This is a genomic window from Pseudomonas sp. SJZ074 (assembly GCF_007828215.1).
GTDB lineage: Bacteria > Pseudomonadota > Gammaproteobacteria > Pseudomonadales > Pseudomonadaceae > Aquipseudomonas.
This window is the reverse complement of sequence record NZ_VIUE01000003.1, coordinates 46,548-58,978: the sequence shown is the minus strand read 5'-3', so window position 1 is coordinate 58,978 and position 12,431 is coordinate 46,548. Positions and strand designations below refer to the sequence as shown.

The following is a 12,431-nucleotide window of genomic DNA, read 5'->3' as shown; positions in this document are numbered from 1 at the left end:
AAAGGCCGGGTTATTGCAGATTTTCGCCACGCTCGCGGGCAATGGCACGATAGCCGATGTCCTTACGGTAGAAGCAACCTGCCCAATCGATCTCGGCCGCAAGCTTGTAGGCCTGCTGCTGGGCGGCGTCGACACTGGTGCCCATGGCGGTAGCGCACAATACGCGACCGCCGGCGGTGACGACCTGGCCATCCTTCAGCGCGGTCCCGGCGTGGAATACCTTGCCTTCCAGCTGGGCTGCGGCTTCCAGGCCATGGATCGCGCTGCCCTTGGCGTAGTCGCCCGGATAGCCGCCGGCTGCCAGGACGACACCCACGCTCGGGCGCGGGTCCCACTGGGCTTCGACCTTGTCCAGCGCCTGAGCCAGTGCGGCTTCGACCAGCAGTACCAGGCTCGATTGCAGGCGCAGCATCACCGGCTGGGTCTCAGGATCGCCGAAACGGCAGTTGAATTCGATGACTTTTGGGTTACCAGCCTTGTCGATCATCAGACCAGCATAGAGGAAACCCGTGTAGACGTTGCCTTCCTCGGCCATCCCGCGCACGGTCGGCCAGATCACCTGGTCCATGACGCGCTGGTGCACCTCGGCCGTGACGACCGGAGCCGGGGAATAGGCGCCCATGCCGCCGGTGTTCGGGCCACTGTCGCCGTCGCCGACGCGCTTGTGGTCCTGGCTGGTGGCCATTGGCAGGACGTTCTTGCCGTCGACCATGACGATGAAGCTGGCTTCCTCGCCGTCGAGGAACTCTTCGATCACCACCCGGGAACCGGCGTCACCGAAGGCATTGCCAGCGAGCATGTCGCGCACGGCGTCTTCGGCCTCGGCCAGGGTCATGGCCACGATCACGCCTTTACCGGCGGCCAGGCCATCGGCCTTGATCACGATCGGAGCGCCTTTCTCCCGCAGGTAGGCCAGGGCCGGCTCGATTTCGGTGAAGTTCTGGTAGTCAGCGGTCGGAATCTTGTGCCGGGCCAGGAAATCCTTGGTGAAGGCTTTGGAGCCTTCCAGCTGTGCGGCACCGGCGGTCGGACCAAAGCAGTCCAGGCCACGGGAGCGGAACAGGTCGACGACGCCGGCGACCAGCGGCACTTCCGGGCCGACGATGGTCAGCGAGACGTTCTTTTCGGCGAAATCGGCCAGTTTATCCAGGGCCAGCACGTCGATCGCGACGTTCTCGCACTTGGCTTCGATGGCAGTACCGGCATTGCCCGGCGCCACGAAGACCTTCTGCACACGCGGATCCTGGGCCACTTTCCAGGCCAGGGCATGTTCACGGCCGCCGCTGCCAATGATCAAAACATTCAAAGAAAGACTCCTTCGGAGAAGCTGCAAGCTACAAGCTGCAAGTAAGAGCTAATACGTGTGACTCTTGTTTGCAGCTCTTGGCTTTGAATTAGTAAGGCTGCACCGGTAAAAAGATCGACATCTGCCTGCTCTTTTCTTGCCGCTTGCAGCTTGAGGCTTGTAGCTACCGCCACTCAGTGACGGAAGTGGCGCATGCCAGTAAATACCATGGCGATGCCGGCTTCATCAGCCGCAGCGATCACTTCAGCGTCACGCATCGAGCCACCCGGCTGGATCACAGCGGTAATCCCCACCTTGGCCGCATTGTCGATGCCGTCACGGAACGGGAAGAACGCATCGGAGGCCATGACCGCCCCCTGGACCTGCAAACCGGCGTGTTCGGCCTTGATGGCGGCGATGCGGGCCGAGTTCACGCGGCTCATCTGGCCGGCGCCGACGCCGATGGTCTGGCGGTTCTTGGCATAGACGATGGCGTTGGACTTGACGTATTTGGCGACTTTCCAGGCGAAGATCAGATCATGGATTTCCTGCTCGCTCGGGGCGCGCTGGGTCACCACTTTCAGGTCGTCGCTGCCGATCATGCCGATGTCACGGCTCTGGACCAGCAGGCCGCCATTGACGCGCTTGTAGTCCCAGGCCGGTGCACGGTCGGCCGACCATTGGCCGCAGGCCAGCAGGCGCACGTTGGCCTTGGCGGCCACGATGGCGCGGGCTTCTTCACTGACGGAAGGGGCGATGATCACTTCGACGAACTGGCGCTCGACGATAGCCTTGGCGGTCTCGGCGTCCAATTCGCGGTTGAAGGCGATGATGCCGCCGAAGGCCGATTCGGTGTCGGTGGCGTAGGCCAGTTCGTAGGCCTGGCGGATACCGCCCTCGGCATCCGGGCTCACGGCCACGCCGCATGGGTTGGCGTGCTTGACGATCACGCAGGCCGGCTTGACGAAGCTTTTCACGCATTCGAGCGCGGCGTCGGTGTCGGCCACGTTGTTGAACGACAGTTCCTTGCCTTGCAACTGGGTCGCGGTGGCGATGCCGACTTCGGCAGGCTTGGCTTCCACGTAGAACGCCGCGCTCTGGTGCGGGTTCTCGCCGTAGCGCATTTCCTGGGCCTTGATGAACTGGGTGTTGAAGGTGCGCGGGAATTCGCTGCGACCTTCGGTCGACAGGGTTTCAGCGGCCTGGTTCACGGTGCCCATGTAGTTGGCGATCATGCCGTCGTAGGCAGCGGTGTGTTCGAAGGCCTTGAGCATCAGGTCGAAACGCTGAGCGTAGGTCAGTCCGCCGGCCTTGAGGTTCTCCAGCACGCCGGCGTAGTCGCTGGCGTTGACCACGATGGCGACGTCCTTGTGGTTCTTGGCCGCCGAGCGGACCATGGTCGGGCCGCCGATGTCGATGTTCTCGATGGCGGTCGGCAGGTCGCAGCCCGGCTTGCTGATGGTGGCTTCGAACGGGTAGAGGTTGACCGCCACCAGGTCGATCGGCTTGATGCCATGTTCGTTCATGATGGCGTCGTCGATGCCACGACGACCCAGGATCCCACCATGAATCTTCGGATGCAGGGTCTTGACCCGACCGTCCATCATTTCCGCAAAACCGGTGTAGTCCGCGACTTCCACTGCGGCGACACCATTGTCCTGCAGCAGCTTGAAGGTCCCGCCGGTGGAGAGGATCTCGACGCCCAGCTGTTGCAGCTCGCGGGCGAATTCGAGGATCCCGGTCTTGTCGGAGACGCTGATCAAGGCGCGGCGGATCGGCTGGCGGGTGGTCTGGTCGGTCATTTCAATTTCCATCAAAAGCAAGGGAAGTCAGCAAAAAAGGCGACCGTTTTTTATGCGGGCGCCTTTCTGGTTTGATTGAATGCTTACAGCAGATCGTACTGCTTGAGTTTCTTGCGCAGGGTGCCGCGGTTTAGGCCCAGCATCTCACTGGCCTTGGTCTGGTTGCCCTTGACGTAGTTCATCACGCTTTCGAGCAGTGGCGCCTCGACTTCGGAAAGCACCAGGTTGTACACATCCGTGACGGCAGCGCCCTCAAGGTGGGCGAAATAATTGTGCAGCGCCTTCTCGACACTCCCGCGAAGGGTCTGACCCTCTTCGCTTGGCGTATTGAGGTGCTGTTTCAAATTCACGTTGTCGCTCACGGGTGTTATTCCACTCACTAAAGTCTCGGTCATCATCGTCATGCGGCCACCCCTTCGTCCCCTGTCAGGCTCTTGTAACGTTCAGCGAAGAAGGCCTGAACGTCGGCGCATTGTGCTTGCGTACCATCCAAACGATTGAAGCGGGCGCGAAACTCCCTGGCGCCCGGCAGGGTTGCGAGATACCAGCCCACATGCTTGCGCGCGATGCGCACGCCCATGACTTCTCCGTAGAAGGCATGCAGCGCGGCCAGATGCTCCAGCAGAATTCGTTCCACCTCGGACATTTGCGGCGCAGGCAGCTTTTCGCCGGTGCGCAGGAAGTGTTCGATCTCACGGAAAATCCAGGGCCGCCCCTGGGCAGCCCGGCCGATCAACAGGCCGTCGGCACCGGTCGCGTCCAGCACGTACCGCGCCTTCTCTGGCGAGTCGACGTCGCCGTTGGCGAACACCGGTATCGACACCGCCTGCTTGATCGCGGCGATGGTGTCGTACTCGGCCTCGCCGGTATACAGGTCGGCACGGGTGCGGCCATGGACCGCCAACGCCGTGATTCCCGCTTGTTCGGCGATCTTCGCCACCGTCAGGCCATTCCTGTTCTCCCGGTCCCACCCGGTGCGGATCTTCAACGTCACCGGCACATCGACTGCAGCGACGACCGCCTGCAGGATCTCGGTAACCAGGGCCTCATCCTTCAACAGCGCCGAGCCGGCAGCCTTGTTGCAGACCTTCTTCGCCGGACAGCCCATGTTGATGTCGATGATCTGTGCCCCCAACGCCACGTTGGCCCGGGCCGCTTCCGCCAGCATCTGTGCATCGCCACCGGCGATCTGCACCGAGCGGGGCTCGGGATCGCCTTCGTGGATCATGCGCAGACGTGACTTGCGGGTGTTCCACAGGCTCATGTCGCTGGTGACCATTTCCGAAACCACAAGACCGGCGCCCAGCCGTTTGCATAACTGACGAAAGGGCTGATCGGTGACACCCGCCATGGGGGCGAGAATCAGACCGTTCTGCAGTGTATATGGGCCGATGCGTACCGCCGACATAGGACTTCCCTGAAGTGGGGCCGGATCATGAGACTTCGAAAAAGGGTTGGCATGATACCCGCTCTCGATGACTGGATAAAGATGGAATTGGATAAAATCTGAACAGCTACTTTGTTATCGCCAGCGGTTTGGTCCGGCTGGGGTGGGTCAGAAACCCGCCGTCAATCGACTGGCCCCGGTGGCTTCACTCGGGCGAGTGGAAGCTCAGGCTGTAGTTCACTGCCTTGGGGCCTGGGTCGAGGATGTCCAGGGCGATGTGAATAGGGGTCTGGGGCGGCATTTCCCCCAGGCCCTCGAGATCGCCACCCAGGTACTCTCCGGGCTTGAAGCGGCGGCTGGCGATCAAGTGCCCGTTAAGGTCGGCGAAGCGCAGTTCCAGCAGCGGAAAAGGTTGGGAGAAGGGCGCACGATTGTAGATGATCGCGTCCACCACCAGGGCGCCGCTGAAGTCCGGATGACTGCGTACCACCAGGTTGCTGCTCTTGATCTTGGCGATGTCGACTTTGGATGGCACGTCGCAGCCGATGGTCGGGCAAATCTGCAGGAACCACGGGCGGTACTGGTCCTGGCGGGCCAATTCCTCGAAATGGTAAGCGATGTACTGGCCCGCCAAGGCCCCGGCGGCCAGCAGGATCAACAGGCTCCACAGCAGGCGCCGACCCCAGGGCGAGCGGCGCTTGCGCCAGTCCAGTTGCAACGGATCGTCGTCAAGGTCCTGGAGAACTTCGGCGCGTATTCCGGGTTCCTGACGTTCGCGTTTCTTGCGCGGCAGGGCCGGTTCTTCGTCGATATCGTCAATATCGTCGGTGGCGGACAGGCGCTCGAGGCGTTCGTCGGGTTCATCGTCCGGCGCCAGGTGCAGCGGCGCGCCAGGCACTTCGTCCGGCTCCAGTGGTTCAAGCGTCAGGGGCAGCGACAGGGACGGCTCGGTACGGGGTGGCCGGACCGGCTCATGGGGGGCGAAAGGCTCGATGGGGACCTGGGCCACTGCTTGCGCGCGCTCAGCGGGAGTGTCGCTGTACAGGCTGTCGGACCAGGGCTCCTGCTCGCTGGAGAGGTGGTCCCGCTGTGCGCTCAGGTTATCTTCACGGCGTCGCCCGAAGGAGTCCGGTGCGCGTTTGTCACGCCGTTCCAGGCGCGCCAGTTCCTTGTCCAGGTCATCCAGGTCCAGCTCCGCGGCGGTCCACTGTTTCTGGCTGATCGCCCTGGGCGGTGTTTCGACGGCTGCGGGCCGCAGGGGTGCGGCGACGGTGGGGGCGGGCTCCCTGGCGGTCCGTTGTTCCAGCAATTGCCGTGCGGCATTGAAGACTTGCAGGCACGAGCCGCAGCGAACCACCCCGCGGGCCACGCTCAATTGAGCATGGCTGACGCGAAAACTGGTGTGGCAATGCGGGCACTGGGTGACGAAACTGTCAGTCATGCGGCAATCCGGTGGATACAGGCGGCCATTCTAGCGCCGACGTCCGGTGATGCGCACCCAGCCATCACGATTGGCAATAGGGTCCAGGTCAAAGTCGGCGGCATAAGCGGCGGCGACTTCCTCGCCCTGTTCAGCCAGGATGCCCGACAGCGCCAGTCGCCCGCCCGGCTTGACCAGGCCCGACAGTTGCGGCGCCAGGGAGACCAACGGTCCGGCGAGGATGTTGGCCACCAGTACGTCGGCCTGGACCTGAGGCAGGTCCTGCGGCAGATAGAGAGGGAACAGCGCTTCGGCAATGTTGTTGCGCCCGGCGTTGTCGCGGGACGCTTCCAGGGCCTGGACGTCGATGTCGGTGCCGACCGCCTGTTTGGCACCCAGCAGCAGCGCGGCAATGGCCAGGATGCCCGACCCGCAGCCGAAGTCGAGCACATCGCAGCCCTTGAGGTCCTGCCCGTCGAGCCATTCCAGGCACAGCGCGGTGGTCGGGTGGGTACCGGTGCCGAACGCCAGGCCCGGGTCCAGCAGCAGGTTGACGGCGTCCGGCTCCGGCGCCGCATGCCAGCTCGGTACGATCCACAGCCGCTGGCCAAAGCGCATCGGCTGGAAATTGTCCATCCAGCTGCGTTCCCAGTCCTGATCTTCGATCACTTCGCTGTGATGTTCGGGCAATGGGCTGCCGGTCAGCAGTTCCAGATGGGCCAGCACGCTGGCCGCTTCGGTGCCACCTTCGAACAACGCCAGCAAGTGGGTGTGGGACCACAACGGAGTGGTGTTGAGTTCCGGTTCGAAGATCGGCTGGTCTTCGGCGTCCATGAAGGTGACCGATACGGCGCCTACTTCAAGAAACGCGTCTTCGTAGGTTTCGGCTTGTTCCGGGCTGATGGCCAGACGTACTTGCAGCCAAGGCATGGCGGGCACCTTTGGAAATAAATCTACAGGAAGCAGACTGGGTGGCCTGTGTGGCCACCAGGCTGCGAAAGCTGCGCAGTGTACGCCAGGTCGCCGTCAAAGTGGATAAGCGAGTCAGCGCGCCTGGCGTGGTGTTTCGGAATATATATGTATGACATGCGTGCGCTGGCGGGCGGATAAGGTGCGGGTTCACACAACAGGGAGGAATGTGATGGACAACACGGCCGAGCGGCAAAGAAACGTGAGCAGTACAGGGCCGGTACCTTCCCCGAAGGCGGCAACGGTACATACCATTCTGGAGCGACTGGCTCGTTGGCAAGCGGCCATCGATGCGCGATTGCAAACCCAGATGGGCGTGCTGGAGGTGCTGGAAGAGTACCTGCTGGTTGAACTGCGTACCCATTATTACCAAGGCAACATCGATCCACGCTTCATCGACACCCTGCTCGATACCGTGCTGCAACGCATGATCGACCAGCAGCCAGTCATGCCCGACGAAGAACAGGACGCGCCTTATCGTTGGCCGGGGGCGGCTGATCGGGGGATAGCGGTCGAGCGACAGGAGGTCATTACCCAAGTGGTGGAGAGCGTCGCTTCGAACTTTATCGACCACTACGGGGATTATCTGCGACGGCACTGGAAAATGGCCGGGGAGGAGACTTCTTTGGTGGCAGTGGTCCAGCGCAGGCTTGAGGATCACCTGAGCAGTGCCACCACAATGTTCCAGCCGGAGCGATTGGCGGGCCTGGAGGTCGATGACCTGCGGGGTAAACTGGAAACACTCCAGGATGGTTGGCGGCGGATGAGTGCGTTGACGGCGTTGGCGAGCGCTTCGGAGCGTCAGGCGCTGCAAGCGATCGCTCGTTTGCAACTGCCTGACTGGTTGCGTGGGTTGGGCGAAGCTGACCGCAGACGGCTGAAAGTTTTCCAGGACCAGACTTCTCAGGCACGGGCGCAGGTGGACAGCTTGCTCGATGGCCTGGGGTCGTTGCAGGCGTTTGCCCGGCAATTGGCCAAGGACTATGTCAGGCAGGAATTGGATATGGAGGTTGAGCCTGACAGCATCCGGGTGCAATTGCAGTGGCGTAGCGTGATGGGCCAACCGGTACACGCCCACAACTTGAGCGAGCTGCTGGCGGCCGGGCCGGTCAGGTCGGACGCTGTCTCGGTGTTCCTGGTGGAAAACGGCGCGATGCTGCGCAACCAGCCGCTTTCGCCAGCGTTCATCACCCAATTGCTGGCGGACATCGATGCTCCGGCGGGGTATTTGCCAGCGCTGGTCGAGCGTTATGGCCAAGAGGACTTGAAAGATGCTCTGCTCGATTGGTTCATGGCGCGGCTGCAGCAAAGTGCGTTCATTGCCCGTTGCGCAGGTCACCTCAAGGCGGCCAACCACGAGGCGGTCATGGCGCTGTGGGAGGGGCAGGTAGCCAGCGCTTTGCGGGTCAGCAGCCTGATACTTCCGAACGCTTTACGGTGTGACGATCTTCTTTTGTTCCATCGCCACGATCTGCAAGGCGACCTGCTGCTGTATGCCCCCGATAAGCCGGATGGCCAGGAGTGGGTCGAGCTGCCTTCGTTGCGGGCGGTGAACTTGGAAATAGGCGGATGGACACGTAGCGAAGCCGGTCGCGAGTACCTGCTGCAACGGATTTCTCCCGTTGAGCGGGGCAGGACCCGGGAATACTTTGCCGGCGTAGCGGACCAGCCGACGACCTGGGACTCGAGCCGCGATCCACGGGGAGCGGTGACCGGTTTCAGGGCTTGCCTTGAAAGCCTCGTTGCAATGGGGCTGGACAACAATCTGGCACAGGTGGAACGGGACGAATCGCCGCGCTGGTACTCTGCGTTGCCGCTCGATGCGCGGCGCAACATCAGTAGCCTGAGCCAAGAGGTCCTGCTCCATCAGGAGGTTTTCAACCAGCAGATTGCCGATTACGAAATCTTCGCGGACTACGCCAAGCGTGTCGTCACCCAGGCCATTGCCCCCTATATGCGCAGCAAGGGGGTGCAGGAGCCGGTCGACCCCGCAACGGTACTCATCGACTACAACCCGGGATTGGCGGATGGCAAAGCCAAGGTCGCCAGCCTGCTGGACCTTGCCATCTACGGGTACGACGATAATTCGGGTATCGACCGGCCCGAAAAGGGTGTGCGTTCGTCGGTAGGGCAGGACCTGGGGCAAGTCCGCAGTGCGGAGCTGGCGTCCTATCTTCGACGGGCGTACCTGGGCGAGCAGTATGCACGGGAGATCCGTGCCAAATTTCTCGATGCCGGTGCTCCTGAATACTCCGCGCGCCGCGCCGCTTACCGCAACCTGCTGCTGACCCGGATGGACCGTGACCTGCGGGTCGCCATGGGGCAACTCCAGTTAAGTGCGAGCGAATTCTGGTGGCTCACTCGACAAGTCACCCTCCTGAGCGAATCGGTGCCGGCGTCGGGCCCGGTGTATCCAGGGGCCGTCGTACAGCACGAGGGGGTGATCAGGTTTTCCATCGCTGGTCATATCGTGATGGGCGTATACGTCTTCACTTATTTCGATCCGAAGAGCGTGTATTGGTTGTACACGCCAGACGCGCCGGACGGTGTCACGTTTCGCCGATACCAGGATTTCTCCGCAAGCGTCGCCGCGCGCCTGCAGGACTATATGTTGGCGCGTGTCGCGCTGGGCGCCCGCACGGCCGTCAGGCGCTCGTTGATGGAGCTGGCGAAGACACGCTCCAGCGTCGACACCTTGCGCGAGTTCAATCGAGTACGCGATATCCAGACAGAGTTCGATGCTTACATCGAGCGTGCTGTCACCGATGTGGAAAGCATCACCCGCAGTCGTGCCGAAGTCATCCGGCAGCAGGTCATCAAGGGGTTGCTGTTTGCTTCGGCGCCTGTTTGCCTGGTCTATCCGCCTTTTGCCCTGCTGCTGGATGCCGCCTTGATCGCCGCCAGCGTCAAGCAGGCCGCCGAGGTTCATTGGCAGGGAGATACGAATCGTGCGCTGGGCCATTGGCTGATGGCCTCCTGGGGCACCTTGTTCGCCGCGCTGGGAGCCGGGGTCGCCGCTACGCTAGTGGGATGGGCGGCGAGTAACCTGAAGCTTGTGGTGCAGAGCCTGTCTCTTTCCAGGCAGCGCTTGAGAAGCGTGGCGTCGCTCGCCCGGGAGGCAGGGCCAATCATCCCGCCCATTCGCTTCAAGCCGCAGCAGGCGGTGGCCAAGCCCCCCGGGCATCTGGAGCGGGTAACCACGGAGGGGATTTACCAGGGCACCTATCGCAGCCCGTCCAGCGCATCGCAGCCGTTCGAGACCTATTACATACGCAGTCGGGGCCGGTATTACCAGGTGAAGCAAGATCGTCGTTTCGGCGGTTTGTGTCTGGTGGATTCCAGTCGTCCCGGGGCGTTGTATAACTTGCCCATCCGCAGGCTGGGCAATGGCAAGTGGGTGCACAACGCGGTCGGCTTGCGAGGGGGAAATGAGCAAGCGGTTTTCCTTGGGCGAGTGAGCGATCTGCGGGAGGCGTTTCCCGGCCATGTTTTCCCGGATGTATCGAGGGGCGCGTTGCAGGGTGAGGTGGTGGTGGCGAGGTTCAACGCGGCTGTGGCGGACAACTATCTGTTCTCCCTGAACGCGCAGACATGTGTGATCGCGTCGTTGTACAACCCCACCACAAGGGCGGGGGCGGTCATTCATTTCGATCACAATATCCGTGCGCTTATCGAGCGCAGCCTTCGCGATGTCATGCCGCGCCTGGGCGGGACCGCGCAGGATGTCCGCGTCACCCTGGTGGGCGGGGACTGGCTGACGGGGGCCGACATTGGCGGGCGGGTCAGGTCGGCAATGAGGCGCCAGGGCCTGCAACCTACCTGGGACCATTGGTCTTACTCGTCCTGCTTCGGCAATACCTATGGAGTTTCACTGGATCTGAACAGTGGCCTCACATCGGTCTTCAAGACCTCCCGCAGCCAGGTCGAGCGCTACTATATACCGGTGCTGGCACGGGCGAAGAAGAGTATGGACCCGGTATCGATGCGCGCGCGCGGGTTCATGACGCGCGTGCGCAACGATCCTCTGGTCGCCAATGCCAATGGTGTCGTCAGCACGCCCCAGGGCAGGCCGGCGACGGCGGCGCAGATCGAAGCCCAGGCGTTTTCCGTGGTGACGCTGAGCTGAGCCATTGCGGCTTTTCTGAAAGCAGGCAAAAAAAGACCCCGGCCAATGGACCGGGGTCTTTTACATCACTTGGGGCATCAGTGCTGGTTGCCCAGCTTGTGTTCCAGGTAATGGATGTTGACGCCGCCTTCGCAGAAGCCTTTGTCACGTACCAGATCGCGGTGCAGCGGGATGTTGGTCTTGATCCCGTCAACCACGATTTCTTCCAGCGCATTGCGCATGCGCGCCATGGCTTCGTCGCGGGTCGCCCCGTAGGTGATCAGCTTGCCGATCAACGAATCGTAGTTCGGTGGAACGGCATAACCGCTGTACAGGTGCGAGTCGACGCGAACGCCGTTGCCGCCCGGTGCATGGAAGTGCTTGACCGTGCCTGGGCTTGGCATGAAGGTTTTCGGGTCTTCGGCGTTGATCCGGCATTCCAGCGCGTGACCGCGGATGACCACGTCATCCTGGGTGAACGACAGCTTGTTGCCGGCGGCGATGCTGAGCATCTCCTTGACGATGTCGATACCCGTGACCATTTCCGAAACCGGGTGCTCCACCTGAACACGGGTGTTCATTTCGATGAAGTAGAAGCGACCGTTCTCGTACAGGAACTCGAAGGTACCGGCGCCGCGGTAGCCGATGTCGATGCAGGCCTTGACGCAACGCGCCAGGACTTCCTGACGGGCCTTCTCGTCGATGCCCGGTGCTGGCGCTTCTTCGAGGACCTTCTGGTGGCGACGTTGCAGCGAGCAGTCGCGGTCGCCCAGATGGATGGCCTGGCCCTGGCCGTCGGACAGCACCTGGACTTCGACGTGGCGTGGGTTGGTGAGGAATTTTTCCAGGTAGACCATCGGGTTACCGAACGCCGCGCCTGCTTCGGAGCGGGTCAGCTTCGCCGAGGAAATCAGGTCTTCTTCCTTGTGTACCACGCGCATGCCACGACCGCCGCCGCCGCCGGCGGCCTTGATGATCACTGGGTAACCGACTTCGCGACCGATGCGCAGAGCGGTTTCTTCGTCTTCAGGCAGCGGGCCGTCGGAACCCGGAACGGTCGGTACGCCGGCTGCGATCATGGCGTGCTTGGCCGACACCTTGTCGCCCATCAGGCGGATGGTCTCGGCTTTCGGGCCGATGAAGGCAAAGCCGGAATTCTCGACCTGTTCGGCGAAGTCGGCGTTTTCCGCCAGGAACCCGTAGCCTGGGTGAATGGCGGTGGCGCCGGTCACTTCGGCAGCGGCAATGATCGCCGGGATGTGCAGGTAGGAGTGCGCGGCAGAAGCCGGGCCGATGCAGACGGATTCGTCCGCCAGGCCCAGGTGCATCAGCTCTTTGTCGGCCTTGGAGTAAACGGCGACGGTCTTGATGCCCATCTCTTTGCAGGCACGCAGGATCCGCAGGGCGATCTCACCGCGGTTCGCGATCAGGACTTTTTCCAGCTTCGCAGTCATCAAAGGCTC

General features: G+C 62.3%; 8 protein-coding genes. 1 reads left to right on the top strand and 7 read right to left on the bottom strand.

Annotated elements, in window-relative coordinates:
* Window positions 1-10: 10 nt before the first annotated feature.
* The 6 genes from purD to prmA form a co-directional block, all read right to left on the bottom strand.
* The gene (gene purD / locus FBX99_RS04845) at window positions 11-1,306 is read right to left on the bottom strand and encodes a phosphoribosylamine--glycine ligase (RefSeq protein ID WP_145130797.1); all 1,296 of its coding nucleotides are present in this window, start codon (window positions 1,304-1,306) and stop codon (window positions 11-13) included.
* A gap of 173 nt (window positions 1,307-1,479) precedes the next feature.
* On the bottom strand, window positions 1,480-3,087 hold the full coding sequence (gene purH / locus FBX99_RS04840; protein ID WP_144928551.1) for a bifunctional phosphoribosylaminoimidazolecarboxamide formyltransferase/IMP cyclohydrolase: 1,608 nt from the start codon (window positions 3,085-3,087) through the stop codon (window positions 1,480-1,482).
* A gap of 83 nt (window positions 3,088-3,170) precedes the next feature.
* Entirely contained in the window at window positions 3,171-3,491 is a 321-nt protein-coding gene (gene fis, locus FBX99_RS04835; RefSeq protein WP_024781407.1) for a DNA-binding transcriptional regulator Fis, read from the bottom strand.
* A complete protein-coding gene (dusB, locus tag FBX99_RS04830) occupies window positions 3,488-4,495 on the bottom strand; it encodes a tRNA dihydrouridine synthase DusB (protein ID WP_144928553.1) in 1,008 nt (335 codons plus the stop codon). Before dusB ends, fis begins: the two co-directional genes overlap by 4 nt.
* Before the next feature lie 184 nt (window positions 4,496-4,679).
* Window positions 4,680-5,915, bottom strand: a complete 1,236-nt coding sequence (locus FBX99_RS04825) for a DUF3426 domain-containing protein (protein ID WP_144928555.1) — start codon at window positions 5,913-5,915, stop codon at window positions 4,680-4,682.
* 30 nt (window positions 5,916-5,945) lie between these two features.
* The gene (prmA, locus tag FBX99_RS04820; protein ID WP_055127223.1) at window positions 5,946-6,824 is read right to left on the bottom strand and encodes a 50S ribosomal protein L11 methyltransferase; all 879 of its coding nucleotides are present in this window, start codon (window positions 6,822-6,824) and stop codon (window positions 5,946-5,948) included.
* A 211-nt stretch (window positions 6,825-7,035) separates the two neighbouring features.
* Here prmA and FBX99_RS04815 point away from each other — a divergent pair, with 211 nt between their 5' ends.
* Entirely contained in the window at window positions 7,036-10,989 is a 3,954-nt protein-coding gene (locus tag FBX99_RS04815) for a dermonecrotic toxin domain-containing protein (protein ID WP_145130795.1), read from the top strand.
* Between the two features lie 77 nt (window positions 10,990-11,066).
* Here the strand turns inward: FBX99_RS04815 and accC are convergent, their stop codons facing one another.
* Window positions 11,067-12,422: an acetyl-CoA carboxylase biotin carboxylase subunit gene (gene accC / locus FBX99_RS04810; RefSeq protein WP_144928559.1), complete on the bottom strand. Its 1,356-nt coding sequence runs from the start codon at window positions 12,420-12,422 to the stop codon at window positions 11,067-11,069.
* Window positions 12,423-12,431: the final 9 nt, after the last annotated feature.

What these genes read in the sequence shown, in the direction of transcription:
- purH (WP_144928551.1), bottom strand. Translation starts at nt 3,087, where the DNA reads ATGACCGACCAGACCACCCGCCAGCCGATCCGCCGCGCCTTGATCAGC.
- fis (WP_024781407.1), bottom strand. Translation starts at nt 3,491, where the DNA reads ATGACGATGATGACCGAGACTTTAGTGAGTGGAATAACACCCGTGAGC.
- dusB (WP_144928553.1), bottom strand. Translation starts at nt 4,495, where the DNA reads ATGTCGGCGGTACGCATCGGCCCATATACACTGCAGAACGGTCTGATT.
- FBX99_RS04825 (WP_144928555.1), bottom strand. Translation starts at nt 5,915, where the DNA reads ATGACTGACAGTTTCGTCACCCAGTGCCCGCATTGCCACACCAGTTTT.
- prmA (WP_055127223.1), bottom strand. Translation starts at nt 6,824, where the DNA reads ATGCCTTGGCTGCAAGTACGTCTGGCCATCAGCCCGGAACAAGCCGAA.
- FBX99_RS04815 (WP_145130795.1), top strand. Translation starts at nt 7,036, where the DNA reads ATGGACAACACGGCCGAGCGGCAAAGAAACGTGAGCAGTACAGGGCCG.
- accC (WP_144928559.1), bottom strand. Translation starts at nt 12,422, where the DNA reads ATGACTGCGAAGCTGGAAAAAGTCCTGATCGCGAACCGCGGTGAGATC.